The following is an 18,251-nucleotide window of genomic DNA, read 5'->3' as shown; positions in this document are numbered from 1 at the left end:
TATAATGAGGGAGAACAATGAAAACAAATCTATTTAACAAAAAAGAATTTTACTCTATTAGAAAATATAAAGCATATGGAACAACATCAGCATTGATTGGAACAGCGATGTTAATGGGATTAACTGGACAAACAGTTAGTGCTGATGAGACAACAACTCCTGTTTTATCTGAACCTTCGATAGTTGAAGTTGTCCAACAAACTGATGTGGTTAGTCAAGAAATTGTTGACGAAAAAGAAGAACAAACAGAAATAAAAACCATTGCTGCAACAGCGCCAGTTGAGGAATACAGTATTTTATCTGAAAATGCTTCTCAAACAAGTCAACAAACAATTGATAACGCTAATCAAGAGATTACGTCATCAACAGAGGTTGTGATTACACCGTCAAGTATTGAAGTAGAAACAACAAAAGATTTTGAGGATACCATTACATCGTCTCATAATGAAAAGCTTTTAAAAGTTGAAAAAGACACTTCTAAATTAAGGCCTAACGAGTCAAGAAAAACAGATTCTAGTAGTTTTAGAAAAGCAGTTGATGCCCCTTATGCAACTTTTCGATCAGTAGATAATTCTAAACCTTACATGACTCTTGAAAGATATTTTGGCGATGGTAATCGCGCTAATATCAACTATAGTATTGTTAGAGAAGGACAAACAGTAGATATTTCCTACAAGGTTGGCTTAACTAGAATCACACCAGAAGAAGTCGAGTTAACTCCAGATGCTCGAGCTTTAAATTTGGTATATGATAAAAATTCTGGGTATATTAAAGGGACCATTGTTCTTTCTGATGATTTTCCATTGAAAGAATATTTGATCGGATTGCAGTCAAAAACGGATCCTCAAAATACTAAGGTGACGGCCACTTTAAATATCTATGGCAAAGAAAATATCAATGAATATGATTTTATCACTATATCTAATAGACTTGATGAATATATAAGAAAAAACAAATCTGATTTTGATGATATCATGACGGCCCCTAAACATACAATTTATCCTTTTATATCATCAGATACTAATATAAAGGAAACGTCAAGTACTGTTATTTTCCATCTTCAAGATGGCACTACGATGGTTACCATGCCAGTAACGCCCTTTGGTTATTTGCTAGATAAAACTAGAGAGGAAAATTATGATACACATATTTATCCTCAAACTATTGAAGATGCAACGTCAGAAAGTAAACAATATACTAATAATATTTATCTAATGAGTCTTGATAATAGTCGAGGTGGTGCAAAACAATTAGTGACTATTAGAAGTGTAGAACAGATTGATTCTAGCCAAGGAATTGAAACGAAATTTTTTATTGATAAAACACCAACACTACGTAATACAACATTGGATTATAATCATTCGTTTAATTATACGAATCTCCCAACATACCGCCTTCAATTTACCAAGCTACCAGCAACAGCAGGTCGCTATTTTGCAGATTTTAAGATTGTAGATAGTATTGGGAGAGAAAAAATACATCATCTAGAAATTTTAACCTACGAACAATCTCAAACAGTCATTAACAATATTACTTCAGGTTATGATGAAGTTTCCTCTCTAATCATCACCCATGCCGATGTTAAGTTGGAACCAAATAAACAATATGACATTGATAACCAGACCGTTTTACCATCTGAGTCTGGCGAACAAGAAGTGGGAACTATCAGATTAAACAAGGAAAATGCAAGCTTTGAGATTGTTAATAAACCTGAAGGCATTGAAATTGACAATATAACCGGTAGAATCACTAAAAAAGCTGGTGTCCTCTTACAATCAGGAACTTATACCATTGAAACCAAAGCTATTGATGGTCACTTTGGTGATTCTGCACCAACCAGATTACTCAAATTTGAAGTAGCAGACGCACCAAATCCTATTCAGCACCAAGTATGGAAAGAGTGGCAATTGATTACTCCAATCACTGTTTCAATGAAAAACAACTCAGCTGTTGAGAGTGTTGAAATAGTAGAAAGTGATGCTAATCATCTTAATTTAAGAGGAGATGGGGCAACTGTCAAAGGAACAACATTAGAAGCAACTAATGGTCAAAAGACAGTCTTTTTAAAAATCAATTATCGCACTAAAGATGGTGAGATAAAAAGTGTAAAAACTAGTTTCACTTATGAAGTTCAAGCTGATTCAGAAAATCAATTAAATTTAAATATTACTAATTCTGATCAAACTGTCTATGAAAATCAAGCTATTTCCACAATGGCAATAACAACTAATTCAAATGAAGAATTAGTCGTTGACACAAGTTCATTACCTTCTGGTGTTGTTTATCATCCTGAAACAAAAACGATTTCTGGTACACCAAAGTATGAAGGACGTTATCAAGCAGTTGTTACTGCAAGTAAAAATGGCAAGAAATTATCAAAAACAATTACTGTAACTGTTAATCCAAGTAGTTTTACAATTCCATCCATTACAAAAGATTTGGTAGCAGGTTCAGAAATTGAACCTATTGAAATTAATTTACCAGCTAATGTCACTAAGGAATTTAGTAGTCTTAACTTGCCACAAGGGCTAACAATTAGTGAAGATGGACGTACTATTTCCGGTACACCTGTTGTTGTTGGTAACTTTAATTTAACGCCTAGATATAGTAGAAGAACCTCTGCTGGAACTTACCAATCAGCCACAGCAAACATTACTTTACGTATCACAAATGCGCCAATCTCATTAGCAATTTCAAATCAGCGTCAAACGGTAACAGTTTTAGATGCTATTGAGGAAATGGTTATTGATGCACCACAAGGAGCTCGGTTAGCTATTCAATCAGGGAAATTACCAGCAGGAGTCACTTTTGACAGTGCTAGACGTGTTATTTCTGGTACTCCAACAGAAGTAGGTACTTTTACGGCAACCTTTAGTGCTGAATTTGCTAATATTTATGGTGGTAGAAAAGCTACAGCTGATGTCACAATTGTAGTGAGAAATCGCGAACAACAATTGCAAATCACTAATAATAATCAAACCAAACAAGTATTAACAGCTTTAGATGAGATTATTTTAAGTGCTGATAATCAAGCAACCATCACTCTTGATTCAAGTAAGCTCCCTAGTGGTGTCACTTATAATCAACAAACCAAAACAATTAGTGGAACGCCTTCTGTTGTTGGTACTTATAATATTCCTGTGACAGCAACCTTCAATCAAATGGCTAATCGTCCTAGTGAAACTAAAAATCTTACGATTAGAGTAACCAACTTACCAGCAACTATTAATATTTCAAATAATAATCAGGCAATAACATTAGGACAATCCATTAAAGATATTGTGATTGAACATAATCAAAAAGCAAATCTTTTGGGACAATATCTAAGCCTTACATTCCCAGAATCAGATATCGCTTCTTATCTTGATGAGAGATTAGGTCTAAACTATAACCAAGATACAAATACCATCTCAGGTCAGCCAACTCAAACAGGTGTTTATAAAATACGATTTAAGGCAATAAATCCTCAAGATTTGGGAGGAGAAATTGCAGAAGGCGTTTTAACACTTACGGTCACTGCTGATGAGTTATCGCTAGATGTTTCTAGAGATAGTCAAATTGTTGTTTTGGGGAATGCCATTCGTCCAATCTCATTAACGGCTACTGATGGGGCAACAATTGACGTTGAACAATCGAGTTTACCTGCAGGGGTTACTTATAATGCTTCTCAAAAAACAATTTCTGGGGAACCAGCACAAACAGGTAAGTATGATATTGTTGTAAGAGCTTCAAAAAATTCTGGCAAGTCATCAGTTCAAAAAGTAATCAGTATTGATGTTATAGATATTACATCAGGTAAAGATGGCAACTCTATTCACTCAGGTGTTACTGAACCAGGAAGTCAACTTGGGAAAACGGGTGATATCTATATTGACACTCACTCAGGCAATACTTATAAGAAAATTGAAAATCAGTGGACACTTACAGGAAATATAAAAGGTCCACAAGGAGAACGTGGAGAGCAAGGTATTGCAGGTGTTCGTGGCGAACGTGGTCCGCAAGGAGATCGTGGAGAAAGAGGTGAACAAGGAGTAGCAGGAGTTCGCGGAGAGCAAGGTATTGCAGGTGTCCGTGGAGAGCAAGGTCCACAAGGAGATCGTGGTATTCAAGGAGAACGAGGAGATCAAGGTATTCCAGGTGAACGCGGTTTACAAGGGGCACCTGGACGTGATGGTCGCGACGGTAGCTCAATTAGTATTACAAATGTTACCAAAGACGGCTCAGGCAACACTGTCATCACTTTCTCAGATGGTAAAACAGTTACTGTAGATAAAGGTGATAAGGGAGATCGTGGTGAACGTGGACTTCAAGGCGAACGCGGTCTTCAAGGTATTCAAGGTGAACGTGGACTCCAAGGTGTTCCAGGTCCTCGCGGAGAGCAAGGATTTCAAGGTATACCAGGTGAGCGTGGTCTTCAAGGCATTCCAGGTGAGCGTGGATTTCAGGGAGCTCCAGGTGCCCGTGGTGAGCGCGGATTTCAAGGTATACCAGGTGAGCGAGGCGAACGTGGTCCGCGAGGAGAGACAGGTCAGCCTGGACGTGACGGTCGTGATGGTAGCTCTGTAAGTATCACAGGTGTTAGCAAAGATAGCTCAGGAAATACTGTTATCACTTTCTCAGATGGTCAATCAGTTACAGTAGATAAAGGTGATAAGGGAGACCGAGGCGAACGTGGCTTACAAGGTGAACGTGGCTTACAAGGCGAACGCGGTGAACAAGGAGCTACAGGACAAGCAGGTCGTGATGGCCGCGACGGTAGCTCAATTAGTATTACAAATGTTAGCAAAGATAGCTCAGGAAATACTGTTATCACCTTCTCAGATGGTCAATCAGTTACCGTAGACAAAGGTGATAAGGGAGACCGAGGCGAACGTGGTTTACAAGGTGAACGTGGTTTACAAGGTGAACGTGGTTTACAAGGAGCTACAGGACAAGCAGGTCGTGATGGCCGCGACGGTAGCTCTGTAAGTATCACAGGTGTTAGCAAAGATAGCTCAGGAAATACTGTTATCACCTTCTCAGATGGTCAATCAGTTACTGTAGACAAAGGTGATAAGGGAGACCGAGGCGAACGTGGCTTACAAGGCGAACGCGGTGAACAAGGAGCTACAGGACAAGCAGGTCGTGATGGCCGCGACGGTAGCTCAATTAGTATTACAAATGTTAGCAAAGATAGCTCAGGAAATACTGTTATCACCTTCTCAGATGGTCAATCAGTTACTGTAGACAAAGGTGATAAGGGAGACCGAGGCGAACGTGGTTTACAAGGTGAACATGGCTTACAAGGTGAGCGTGGTGAACAAGGAGCTACAGGACAAGCAGGTCGTGATGGCCGCGACGGTAGCTCTGTAAGTATCACAAATGTTAGCAAAGATAGCTCAGGAAATACTGTTATCACCTTCTCAGATGGTCAATCAGTTACCGTAGACAAAGGTGATAAGGGAGACCGAGGCGAACGTGGTTTACAAGGTGAGCGTGGTGAACAAGGAGCTACAGGACAAGCAGGTCGTGATGGCCGCGACGGTAGCTCAATTAGTATTACAAATGTTAGTAAAGATAGCTCAGGAAATACTGTTATCACTTTCTCAGATGGTAAAACAGTTACTGTAGATAAAGGTGATAAGGGAGATCGAGGCGAACGTGGTTTACAAGGTGAGCGTGGTGAACAAGGAGCCACAGGACAAGCAGGTCGTGATGGCCGTGACGGTAGCTCAATTAGTATTACAAATGTTAGTAAAGATAGCTCAGGAAATACTGTTATCACTTTCTCAGATGGTCAATCAGTTACTGTAGACAAAGGTGATAAGGGAGACCGAGGTGAACGTGGCTTACAAGGCGAACGTGGCTTACAAGGTGAGCGTGGTGAACAAGGAGCTACAGGACAAGCAGGTCGTGACGGCCACGATGGTAACTCAATTAGTATTACAAATGTCACCAAAGATAGCTCAGGAAATACTGTTATCACTTTCTCAGATGGTAAAACAGTTACAGTAGATAAAGGTGATAAGGGAGACCGAGGTGAACGTGGCTTACAAGGTGAACGTGGTTTACAAGGTGAGCGTGGTTTACAAGGTGAGCGTGGTGAACAAGGAGCCACAGGACAAGCAGGTCGTGATGGCCGTGACGGTAGCTCAATTAGTATTACAAATGTCACCAAAGATGGCTCAGGAAATACTGTTATCACCTTCTCAGATGGTCAATCAGTTACCGTAGACAAAGGTGATAAGGGAGACCGAGGCGAACGCGGCTTACAAGGTGAACGTGGTTTACAAGGAGCCACAGGACAAGCAGGTCGTGATGGCCGCGACGGTAGCTCTGTAAGTATCACAAATGTTAGTAAAGATAGCTCAGGAAATACTGTTATCACTTTCTCAGATGGTCAATCAGTTACTGTAGACAAAGGTGATAAGGGAGACCGAGGTGAACGTGGCTTACAAGGCGAACGTGGCTTACAAGGTGAGCGTGGTGAACAAGGAGCTACAGGACAAGCAGGTCGTGACGGCCACGATGGTAACTCAATTAGTATTACAAATGTCACCAAAGATGGCTCAGGAAATACTGTTATCACCTTCTCAGATGGTAAAACAGTTACAGTAGACAAAGGTGATAAGGGAGATCGAGGTGAACGTGGTGAGCGTGGTATTGATGGTCGTTCCATTTATTCAGGAATTACTGAACCAGATAGTAGTACAGGCCAAGATGGAGATATTTATATAAATGTTGATTCGGGAGTGACATATGTAAAACAAGGAGGACAATGGATTATTACTGGTAGCCTTAAAGGACCTAAAGGTGATAAAGGAGACCGTGGTCCTCGTGGTGAAGATGGCAACAATAACCAAGGTGGCAACAATAACCAAGGTGGCAATAATAACCAAGGTGGCAATAATAACCAAGGTGGCAACAATAACCAAGGTGGCAATAATAACCAAGGTGGCAATGATAACCAAGGTGGCAATGATAACCAAGATGGCAATGATAACCAAGGTGGCAATAATAACCAAGGTGGCAATGATAACCAAGGTGGCAATGATAACCAAGGTGGCAATAATAACCAAGGTGGCAATAATAACCAAGGTGGCAATGATAACCAAAGTGGTAAAACTCCTAAAAATAGTATGCCATTTGTACCTATTCAAGCTATTACAGATGTAACATCACAATCATTAGGAATTGTTAAGAAGCCGTCTAGTAACAATCTACCAAATACCGGTGATAGCAGTGACGATACATTTGTTCTAGCTGGAATTGCTAGTGTGACTGCTTTAGGTATGATGTCTGCTTATTCTTCAAAAAAAAGATATGCTCAAAATAAGTAATATGATTGGTCACTCATTGAATTTTTGAAGAATGGCAGTGATTTATAACTATAAATCATTTAGCCAGCTAAAAAAGGAAGAATCAGTTGATTCTTCCTTTTTGATTTATATTAAAGTTGACAAATGATAACATCAATTAATCATTAGTCATTATGAACACAATAATTCTTATCATTGTAGTGGTAAGATAATCTCATCTTCCTCATTAGGATTAGCACTATCTTGTCCCGTTATCTCAATAATTAATTGATGGGGTAAGCAGACCAATATTTGACCGCTTTTTTCAATCCAGCCTGACTTGACAGCAATCTGATCGGGACTGTTATCTTCTTTTACCCTGATTTTATCTTGATTGATTTCAACAATATTGTATTGCCCCTCATGAGGATAATATGTTTTAGTTTGATGTGGTCCATTTGGACTTAATTCATAAGTATCAACAACTTTTCCATCAATTTTAACAGTCGCAATAAGTTTGGAATTTTCCATTTGGTTAACCGTTAAATAAGTATAAGTAAAAGGGATAAATGATATTAAAATAGCAAGAAAAGTCAAGACATAATCAAAAGGTTTTAATTGTTTTAAAATACTTTTCATAGGTCTCCTTTATAAGTAGAGTCACTAGTTTTAAAAAAGATAATATAAGTAGCATTTAACTAAAATGACAACCGATAACGTTATTAAATCTTTCTACTTGAGAGATTTCTTTTTTAAATGTTCTTTTATTATACCATTTATAAGTCACAAAGTAATTTTTTTATGCATCAAAAGTATTCTTGTTAAGAATACGGTTTCAAGGTTAAAAAAATAAAGTATGACTTCCATCTGTGTTATAATATTGTCATATCGGAAAAGAGGTGTTTTTATGGTTGAATCAACAACCAATCAATATGGGGCTGATCTTGTGGTAGATAGCCTCATAAATCATAAAGTAAACTATGTTTTTGGTATTCCAGGAGCAAAAATTGATAAGGTTTTTGACACCTTAGAAGACAAAGGCCCACAGTTAATTGTGTCACGTCATGAGCAAAATGCCGCCTTTATGGCACAAGCAATTGGTCGTATAACAGGTGAACCTGGTGTTGTTATAGCTACAAGTGGACCTGGTATTTCTAACTTGGCAACGGGACTTGTGACAGCAACTGCTGAGGGCGATCCCGTTTTAGCGATAGGTGGTCAAGTTAAAAGAGCTGATTTATTAAAACGTGCCCATCAATCAATGGATAATGTCGCCATGCTTAGTCCAATTACTAAATATTCTGCCGAAATTCATGATGGCAACACGATTTCTGAAACCATCGCAAATGCTTATCGACGTGCTAAATCTGGAAAACCTGGTGCTAGTTTTATTTCTATCCCTCAAGATGTTAATGATAGAGAAGTTTCTGTTAAGGCTATTAAACCATTAACCGATCCTAAACTTGGGACAGCATCTGTTAATGATATTAATTATTTAGCACAAGCCATCAAAAATTCCGTTTTACCAGTATTGCTTTTAGGGAATGGGGCATCACATGAAAAAGTAACACAGTCTATTCGTCAGTTATTAGAAGCTGTTAAATTACCTGTGGTTGAGACTTTCCAAGGCGCTGGTATTGTTTCTAGAGAACTGGAAGAAGAAAGCTTTTTTGGGCGCGTTGGTTTGTTTAGAAATCAACCGGGTGATATGCTTTTGAAAAAAGCAGATTTAGTCATTGCAATAGGTTACGATCCTATTGAATATGAAGCAAGAAACTGGAATGCAGAAATTTCTGCTCGCACAATTGTTATTGATGTCGTTCCAGCTGAAATTGATACTTATTTCCAACCCGAACGTGAATTAATTGGAGATATCGCAGATACAATTGATCTTCTTTTACCTGCTGTTAAGGGATATGAATTACCAAAAGGATCAATAGAATACCTGCAAAATCTCAAAAAAAATATGTCTGGCGACGTTAAATTTGATCGTCACAGTCAAAAAGGTCTTGTTCATCCTCTTGATGTTATTGACAGTTTACAAAAACAAGTAACAGACGACATGACAGTCACTGTTGATGTGGGGAGTCACTATATTTGGATGGCTCGTTATTTTAAATCTTATGAAGCACGTCACCTGCTCTTTTCAAATGGGATGCAAACGCTAGGTGTCGCATTACCTTGGGCTATTTCAGCTGCTCTTGTGAGACCAAATACAACGATTATTTCTGTCTCTGGTGATGGTGGTTTCTTATTCTCAGCTCAAGAACTAGAGGTTGCCTCACGCCTTCATTTACCAATTGTTCATATTATTTGGAATGATGGTAAGTATAATATGGTTGAATTCCAAGAAGAAATGAAATATGGTCGTTCATCAGGGGTTCAATTAGGTGACGTTGATTTTGTAAAATATGCTGAAAGCTTCGGAGCTAAGGGTTACCGTGTTAACAGTAAAGAAAGCTTTGATGCCACCTTGAAAAAAGCGATTAGTGAAGCAAAATCAGGCCCTGTTTTAATTGATATTCCAATTGATTACAAAGATAATATTAAATTGGGAGAAACTATTCTACCAGATGAGTTCTATTAATGGGAGGTAAAGATGGGAAAGACAACTTTATTTCAACATAATACCTTAGCATCCTTAATGGCTGGTTTATATGAAGGTACAATGCCACTGAAAGAGTTATTAACACATGGCAATTTTGGCCTTGGTACAGTTGATAGTATTGATGGAGAGTTGATTGTTCTTGACGGTAAAGCCTATCAAGCAACTGGTGCAAATAATGAAGTTAAAGTTAATCAAGTGAAAGATCACGTTTTAGTTCCTTATGCAGCAGTTGTCAATCATACTAAAACTAAGTCATGGACAGAAGATACTGTTATTGATTCAGAAAATCTTAAAAAAACCATCGAAGCAAAACTTGACAGCCAAAATCTTTTTTTCTCAGTCAAAGTTAAGGGTATTTTTTCTAGGATGCATGTGCGTATGATTCCAAAATCAAAGACGGGTGAACGATTTGCAGATATTGCTAAACATCAACCTGAATTTACTGAGGAAAACATCTCAGGAACGCTAGTTGGTATTTGGACGCCAGAACTCTTTCACGGTGTTAGTGTCGCAGGTTTTCATCTTCACTTTCTGTCAGATGATGTTAGTTTTGGTGGTCATGTCATGGATTTTGTGATGGAAAAAGGTGCTATCGAAATTGGCATTATTGATCAGCTAGAACAGAATTTCCCATTGGATAATAAAACTTTCTTAGAAAAATCCTTTGATGTGCTTGCTCTTAGAAATGATATAGAAGCTTCCGAATAATTAATTTTTGAATATAAAATCCTATTAAGATAATAGGATTTTTTTGTTGTTCATATTGGTACACCTTAAAAATAGCTGAAAAGTAATAGGAATAATTTCCACTGTGATAAGGAAATAGTTAGTCCTTGAAAGGGTTTACATTAGTTGTTTTATTTTTTATAATGCGATTAGAGAAATAGTTAATAATACTTTAATTATGATTAAAAAGAGAGGAAAACAAAATGACTGAAACAACAAAAAAAGAATATGTTTTTCCAGAAGGTTTTCTATGGGGAAGTTCAACCTCTGGTCCTCAAAGTGAGGGGAGTGTAGCTGGTGATGGCAAGGGAATGAATAACTGGGATTACTGGTATAGTATTGCACCTGAAAAATTCCATAGTAGCGTTGGACCCGAAAAAACATCCACCTTTTACACCAATTACAAAACAGATATTGAATTATTACAAAAAACAGGACATAGTGTTTTTCGACCATCGATTCAGTGGTCAAGATTGTTACCAAATGGTACTGGTGATGTTAATCCTGAAGCTATCCTATTTTACAGAGATGTCTTTCAACGAATTATAGACGCTGGCGTTAAACCTATCGTTAATCTATATCATTTTGATTTACCTTATGCTTTGCAAGAAAAAGGTGGCTGGGAAAATAAGGAAACTGTCTGGGCTTATGAAGCGTATGCTAGAACTTGTTTTGAGGCCTTTGGCGATCTTGTAGACACTTGGATTACCTTCAATGAACCGATTGTTCCTGTTGAGTGTGGTTATCTTGGAGAACTCCATTATCCTTGTAAAGTAGATGCCAAAGCAGCCGTTCAAGTGGCTTATAACACACAATTAGCAAGTAGCCTGGCGGTAAAAGCTTGTCATGAGATGAATCCTTCTCACAAAATTAGCATTGTCTTAAATTTGACACCAGCCTACCCAAGAAGCCAGTCAAAAGAAGATGTTACTGCGGCTAGAATAGCAGGATTATTTCAAACCAAGAGCTTCCTTGATCCATCTGTACTGGGTGTTTACCCACAAGAACTGGTTGATATCATTAAAAAACATGACTTAACTCCTGACTATACTAGTGAAGAGTTAGCCATTATCAAAGAAAATACTGTTGACTTTTTAGGAGTCAATTATTATCAGCCTCTACGCGTTAAAGCACCTGAAAAAACACCTGATCCTAAAGAACCTTTTATGCCTAGTTACTATTTTGAACACTACGATATGCCTGGTAAGAAAATCAATCCACATCGTGGTTGGGAAATTTATGAGCAAGGTCTTTATGACATTGCAATGAGTATCAAAGAAGACTATGGCAACATTGAATGGCTAGTTACTGAAAATGGTATGGGTGTAGAAGGAGAAGAAAAATTTAAAGTAGATGGTATCATTCAAGATGACTATCGTATTGACTTTATCAAAGACCATCTCATCGAACTTCATCGTGCCATTTCAGATGGTGCCAACTGTAAAGGTTATATGCTTTGGACTTTTATTGATTGTTGGTCATGGTTAAACGCCTATAAAAATCGTTATGGATTAGTTGAACTCAATTTAGAAACACAAGAAAGAATTATTAAAAAATCAGGATACTGGTTTAAAGAATTGAGTCTAACCAACCGTTTTAGCAGATAAAAAAAGAAGGTGCCTTATGCCACAACTAGGTTTTTCACTTTATCCAGAAACACACACGCCAGAAGAAATACATGATTATATTGATTTGCTTCATCGCTATGGCGCAAAGAGACTTTTTATGAGCTGGCTACAAAACATAGATAAGCAAGAAGAGACATTTAAAAACTATCAAAAGATTATTCACTACGCTAATGAAAGAGGAATAAGTGTTATCTTAGATATCAGTCCGACTGTTATCAAAAACAGTGGTTGTAAAAATCAACTCATTGAGATGGCATCTCAATTAGGGCTTTTTGGTCTACGTCTCGATGAAGCACTCCCTTTAGAGGAAATTGTGACACTTACTCATAACCCTTATGATATTAAGATTGAACTAAATATGAGTACAGACAAGACCTTGTTGACTGAATTATTAGCAAAAAAAGCCAATTTTTCCAATATCATTGCTTGTCACAATTTCTACCCTCATGAATTTACAGGCTTGTCTTTGGATTATTTTTTAGACATGTCACAATTTTATAAATCACATGGGATAAAGACAGCAGCCTTTGTTTCTGCACAAACAGCTAGTGAGGGTCCTTGGCCCTTGTCAGAAGGTCTTCCCACCTTAGAAAAAGATCGCCATTTACCCATACGTTCTCAGATAAAATTTATGAAAGCAACAGGATTGATTGATGACATTATTATCGCTAACCAATTTATCTCTGAAAAAGAGTTAGAAACATTTGTTGAGGTTTTTAAAGAGAATTGTATCAGTTTAGATGTTAATCCAATCGTTTCTCTAACACCTATTGAAAAAGAAATCATCCAATTTTCTCATCACTATCGCGGTGATAGGTCAGATTATGTGGTTCGTTCTACACAACCTCGACTTGTTTTTGCAGGGAAATCTATCCCTAAACGACAAGATAATAAAGACGTTAAACGAGGAAGTATTATCATTGATAATGATCTTTATACACGTTATAAAGGTGAGTTACAAATAGCATTAACCTCATTTAAGATAAGTGAAAAGTCAAATTTTGTCGCTCAAATCATACCAGAAGACGTTGTATTATTGTCTTATTTAAAACCTTGGCAAGCCTTTCGTTTGCATTTGTTAGATCAATAAGGAAAATTTCTTTATCGATAAGGAAAAAAGTAAATCCCTTTCCTTGTGGAAATTTGATAAAATAGAAGTATAAGAAATCGCTTTCTTTATCGAGATTAAGGGAGAAGTAGATGTTATCAAAAAAAGAAATCGCCCTCATGAGCGTTTTATTAAAACAAAAAAAATCCTATGTCTCAAGTAAAGCATTGGCAGAGGAAATCAAAGTAAGTGATCGGACGGCTAGAAAATATTTAAAACAGTTGGCCCAAGCTGTTAAGGATCAAGGAGCCACTATCCATTCAAAGCAAGGACAGGGTTATCTTTTAACCATTGAGCACCCTATTGAGTTTGAAGTGTTTTGGCAGGAAGTCTTAGCATCGAAAAAAATGATGACAGACATTAGGCAAGTGGAAGAAGCTGGTGATAGACAGCACTATGTTCTTAATAAATTATTTTTTGAAGAGCCACGACAATCTTTTGAACAACTTACAAGTGATTTGTTTATCAGTAAGACAACCCTTTCAAGTGTTTTAAACGATATTAAAAAACGAATTAAGCCTTATGCTTTAACATTAAAAACGAGTCAAAAAGGAATCTGGGTTGATGGAAGAGAAGAAGATATTCGTCATTTTATCATGGATTATTTTTTTCTTGATAGCTTTGATGAGTCTATGTTTGCAGTTGTAGGTGATACCATCCTTGATAAAATTAATTTTGCAGAACTAACTATTTTTGTTCTAGATGAATGCCGTGATGCCAAACTCAGGCTATCAGATTTTGTCATTCATAATTTGGTGTTACATATTGCATTAATGATAAAACGTATTCGCTCAGGTTACCCACTAGATGTGTTTCCTATTTCTAAAAACATTGAATCATCTCTTGAATATAAGGTGGCAAGGCGAATTTTAGCTAGAATAGAAAATGCTTTGTCCCTTACTTTTCCAAAAGAAGAAGCCAACTACATTGCCCTTCACCTGACAGTGAAACATTCAACAACCAATCTATCTGAGAAGGATGCTTCAAAAAAACAACTGGAACAACATCTCAAAGAAAAGCTAAATGATATTTCTAAAGCAACACAAATGCCCTTAGAGCAGGATACAAATCTAGTCAATGGTCTTTTAGCCCATTTTAATCCCTTACTGATTAGAATGGAAAATAACATTCATTTAGCCAATCCTCTTCTTGAAGAAGTCATCGAACACTATCCTGATATTTTTGCTCTGATCAAAGAAAGCTTTAGAACGATGCCTGAACTCATTCATTATGAGATTGGTGATGATGAATGGGCCTATATAGCTCTTCATATCATGGCTGCTATTGAAAGATACGCGAATCGTCATAAACTGCAGGTGCTAGTTGTCTGTGCTACAGGCTATGGCAGTGCCATGATGTTAAAAAATCGTTTAGAAAAAGAATTTGCTGGCAGTCTCAAGATAGCAGATGTGGTTAGCTATTATGAGGTTAGCGAAGAAAGGCTAGAAAATATTGATTTGGTCATCTCATCAATTAGTTTAGATCATTTGTTATTTTTAACACCAATTATTCATGTTAGTGTGCTTTTAAATCAGGAAGATGTAGAAGCCATTCGTCAATTTATTGGTGAGCAATCTCATTATAAACAAGAAAAGTCGTTAAAATCTCTTTCTGATTTTAAAAAGGGTAAACAAATAGCAACAACTGTTTTTTCAAAAGATAAGATCATTTATTTTGATGAAGAAACCACGAAAACAAAAGCTCTAAAACAACTGATTGAACAATTGAATGAAGCAGTAGAACCTCAGTTTATTCATCAATTTTTAGATCAAATCACTCTAAGAGAAAGTTACAGTCCGCTAGTTTTTGGGGAGAGTTTAGCTTTTCCTCATCCGGCTGTACCAATGACTTATTCTGAACAGATTGTTGTTGGGATTTTTAAACATCCTATAGTTTGGGATGACAAACATAATGCCATCAGATTTATCTTTTTATTATCGCCATCAAAAGGTAGAAATCACTATTTAAAATTTGTTTCACCAAGTCTAGTAGCTTTTGTCGACAATAAAGAGCTACAAACAAAGCTTTTAGAAACACCAACTTATGAAAATTTAATTAATATATTTGCCCAATTGATTGAGGGTTAAAGGAGGAAAAAATGAAAAATATTATGTTAGTTTGTAATGCCGGTATGTCAACAAGTATGCTGGTTACAAAAATGTCTTCTGCTGCAAAAGAAAAAGGCATTGATGCAGATATTTGGGCTGTGCCAGTTTCTGAAGTTGATAATGAAGTGAGTGGAAAAGCTATTGATGCCATCTTAGTTGGTCCACAAGTGAAATTCATGCTTAATGAATACAAAGAGAAATTTGAACCAGACATCAAAGTAGCCGATATCAATATGGTTGATTATGGGACTATGAATGGTGAAAATGTCTTAAACTTTGCTTTAGAGATGATGGGAGAAGACTAATGGCAGAACCAGCAAATCTAGAAGCAGTCATGGGGCTTATCATGCATGGCGGTGATGCTAAAGGAAAGGCTGTTGAAGCCATTCGAGAGGCTAAGGTTGGCCATTTTACTGAAGCTCATGACTTGATAAAACAAGCAAATGAAGCGTTAAACATTGCTCATAAATCACAAACAGAACTTTTAACGCAAGAAGCATCTGGTGATACAGTTGAATTATCTTTGTTATTAATTCATGGTCAAGATCATTTGATGACAGCTTTAACGTTTATTGATATGGCTAAAGAAGTGATCGCACTTTATGAAAAAATAGATAGTTCTCACTAAGGAGACGATATGATTGTAACCAAACAAGGAGATGTTCCACAAAAAGCATTATTTGAAGCTATTGTGTCATCTTTAAAAAAAGATTACTATGAAAGCACCAAAAAGATATTAGAAGATAGTGATATTAAAACTGGCTTGACTTATATCAAATCTTTTGGAGCTAAAAATCAACATCAGGTTCGTATCACGCTAGAGCATTTTGAAGCACCAAGTGTTTACGGTGTTACCTTTAGCTCAAATCGTGGTAAACAACATATTTCATATCTTTTAGAAGAAAAAGCCCCTCAGACAACCTTGATTACTTACCAACAAGAAAATGAAATTACTGATGTTTTTCAAAAAGCCAATCAATTTCTAATGGAAAAAATCCTGAAAAAAAGTCTAGAAAGGCAAATTGATGCTCAACTGACCGGTATGATTAAATACGTTAAAGAAAATAATCAAGAGATAGAAAATGAATTGACTTTATGAAAAGCATAAAAATGTATTAAAAATAAAAAAGAGGAGATTTTGAAATGTCAAATTTATCGACTAAATTTATGGAGATTTCAGGAAAAATCGGATCGCAAAGACATCTCGTAGCTGTCCGTGATTCCTTTGTAGCAATGATGCCAATCACTATGGCTGGTGCTGTTGCGGTATTATTAAATGTTTTTTTACGAGACATCCCAACAAGTATGGGAATGACTGGCTTTGTTGAAGCCATGCAACCTGTGATTAATATTAATGGCTATGTTTATTTCGGTACCATTGGTATCATGGCGCTTGTCTTTTCATTTGCTTTAGGACATAACTTGGCTATTATGAACAAAGTCAATCCTTTAGCAGGTGGGCTAATTTCAATTGCAGCATTTATTGCTACACTTCCTCAATCATTAACCATTACAACTGCTTTAGAAGGGGCAGACTCATCAGTGGTTAATTCCTTAAAAGATTTGGGACTAACAATTGTTTCATCTGATGGTGTTTCTTCACTTGAAGTGAGTGAATGGGGAGCTATTGCTTTAAAATACGCAGGAGCAACAGGTTTATTTACGGCCTTAATCACAGGTTTCATTGCCTCATTTGTTTATGCTGCTTTAACCAAACGTAATATCACTATCAAATTACCTGATAGTGTACCACCAGCAGTAAACAAAGCATTTGTTGCCATTATTCCTGGTGCAGCAGCTATTTATGCGACTTCAATCATTGCCTACTTAACCTTTGTATTATCAGGTTTAGCAATGAGTGATCTTATTTCTGAGTACATTCAAAGACCTTTAATGGGACTTTCACAAGGCCTAGGTTCAGTTATTCTTTTAAGTTTCTTAGTACAACTATTCTGGTTCTTTGGACTTCATGGTCACAACGTTCTTGGTCCAATTTTGGATGGTATCTATATCCCAGCCCTTAATGAAAATACTGCCGTTTATGAAGCAACGCATAGTGTGGCTAACCTTCCATGGACTTGGACACGAGGCTCATTTGATGCCTTTGCACAAATGGGTGGCTCTGGTGTTACTCTTGCACTTATCATTGCTATCTTTATCTTCTCAAAACGTGAAGAACATAAAGCCGTTGCTAAATTAGCAGCACCAATGGGATTATTTAATATCAATGAACCTATTACTTTTGGTATTCCAATGGTTCTTAACCCAATCTTTGCTATTCCTTGGTTGATTATTCCACCAATCTGTGTTACTATTGCCTACCTAGCAACGGCCTCTGGGTTAATTCCACCAGTATTTCTAGCGGTTCCTTGGATTACTCCTCCAGGATTATACGCTTATCTAGCAACAGGTGGTAATATAATGGCTGCCTTAGTATCGCTCTTTAACCTATTTGTTGCCTTTCTGATTTGGACACCATTTGTTATTTCAGCTAATAAAGTCAAAGCAGGCGAGTAAAATGACACAAAAAAATGGTTCACTATTTTTAATGGCCATTGGATTCTTTCTTATTGCCATTAGCCCAACAATGGGTAATAAATACCTTAATATCCTATCAGGTCTCAGTCTAGTCTTACTTGGATTTTATCTGATGAAGAAAAAGAAATAAGAAAAACCCCAATTGTCAAGTTAAGTGCAACAAATTATTCCTCTGACTAAGTCATTAGTTCTTAAACTGTTTGAGCTAGCTCAAACAGTTTTTTAGCAGACTGATAGTTGTGTATCCTTCTAAGTTTA

At 36.9% G+C, this 18,251-nt stretch carries 12 protein-coding genes; 11 read left to right on the top strand and 1 reads right to left on the bottom strand.

Annotation, left to right across the window (positions count from 1 at the left end; all coding sequences use genetic code 11):
- Positions 1 to 17: 17 nt before the first annotated feature.
- Positions 18 to 7,319: a putative Ig domain-containing protein gene (locus tag N7659_RS03790; protein ID WP_263275901.1), complete on the top strand. Its 7,302-nt coding sequence runs from the start codon at positions 18 to 20 to the stop codon at positions 7,317 to 7,319.
- Positions 7,320 to 7,490: 171 nt separating this feature from the next.
- On the opposite strand, the gene N7659_RS03785 is transcribed toward N7659_RS03790, so the two are convergent.
- Complete coding sequence (locus tag N7659_RS03785; RefSeq protein WP_263275900.1) at positions 7,491 to 7,916, bottom strand: NusG domain II-containing protein; 426 nt, start codon at positions 7,914 to 7,916, stop codon at positions 7,491 to 7,493.
- A 268-nt stretch (positions 7,917 to 8,184) separates the two neighbouring features.
- On the opposite strand from N7659_RS03785, the gene alsS reads away from it, so the two are divergent.
- From alsS to N7659_RS03735, 10 genes are all read left to right on the top strand, one after another.
- Complete coding sequence (gene alsS, locus N7659_RS03780; protein WP_263275899.1) at positions 8,185 to 9,864, top strand: acetolactate synthase AlsS; 1,680 nt, start codon at positions 8,185 to 8,187, stop codon at positions 9,862 to 9,864.
- Positions 9,865 to 9,876: 12 nt separating this feature from the next.
- Positions 9,877 to 10,593, top strand: coding sequence for an acetolactate decarboxylase (gene budA, locus N7659_RS03775; protein WP_263275898.1), 717 nt, complete (start codon positions 9,877 to 9,879; stop codon positions 10,591 to 10,593).
- Between the two features lie 221 nt (positions 10,594 to 10,814).
- The gene (locus N7659_RS03770) at positions 10,815 to 12,218 is read left to right on the top strand and encodes a glycoside hydrolase family 1 protein (protein ID WP_263275897.1); all 1,404 of its coding nucleotides are present in this window, start codon (positions 10,815 to 10,817) and stop codon (positions 12,216 to 12,218) included.
- A gap of 16 nt (positions 12,219 to 12,234) precedes the next feature.
- Positions 12,235 to 13,329 carry a DUF871 domain-containing protein gene (locus N7659_RS03765; protein WP_263275896.1) on the top strand — a complete coding sequence of 365 codons (1,095 nt, stop codon included), beginning with the start codon at positions 12,235 to 12,237 and terminating at the stop codon, positions 13,327 to 13,329.
- Positions 13,330 to 13,439: 110 nt separating this feature from the next.
- Entirely contained in the window at positions 13,440 to 15,434 is a 1,995-nt protein-coding gene (locus tag N7659_RS03760) for a BglG family transcription antiterminator (protein WP_263275895.1), read from the top strand.
- A gap of 11 nt (positions 15,435 to 15,445) precedes the next feature.
- A complete protein-coding gene (locus N7659_RS03755) occupies positions 15,446 to 15,760 on the top strand; it encodes a PTS sugar transporter subunit IIB (RefSeq protein WP_263275894.1) in 315 nt (104 codons plus the stop codon).
- A complete protein-coding gene (locus tag N7659_RS03750; RefSeq protein WP_199567003.1) occupies positions 15,760 to 16,083 on the top strand; it encodes a PTS lactose/cellobiose transporter subunit IIA in 324 nt (107 codons plus the stop codon). The genes N7659_RS03755 and N7659_RS03750 overlap by 1 nt, the downstream gene beginning before the upstream one ends.
- 9 nt (positions 16,084 to 16,092) lie before the next feature.
- Positions 16,093 to 16,554, top strand: coding sequence for a DUF3284 domain-containing protein (locus tag N7659_RS03745; protein ID WP_263275893.1), 462 nt, complete (start codon positions 16,093 to 16,095; stop codon positions 16,552 to 16,554).
- A 44-nt stretch (positions 16,555 to 16,598) separates the two neighbouring features.
- A complete protein-coding gene (locus N7659_RS03740; RefSeq protein WP_263275892.1) occupies positions 16,599 to 17,972 on the top strand; it encodes a PTS sugar transporter subunit IIC in 1,374 nt (457 codons plus the stop codon).
- 1 nt (position 17,973) lies between these two features.
- Positions 17,974 to 18,123 carry a hypothetical protein gene (locus N7659_RS03735; protein WP_199567000.1) on the top strand — a complete coding sequence of 50 codons (150 nt, stop codon included), beginning with the start codon at positions 17,974 to 17,976 and terminating at the stop codon, positions 18,121 to 18,123.
- The last annotated feature ends 128 nt before the right edge of the window (positions 18,124 to 18,251 follow it).

It is taken from the genome of Streptococcus sp. CSL10205-OR2 (assembly GCF_025660655.1).
Classification (GTDB): domain Bacteria; phylum Bacillota; class Bacilli; order Lactobacillales; family Streptococcaceae; genus Streptococcus.
Note: the sequence above shows the minus strand (reverse complement) of the source record. Positions and strands in the feature narration are given on the sequence as shown.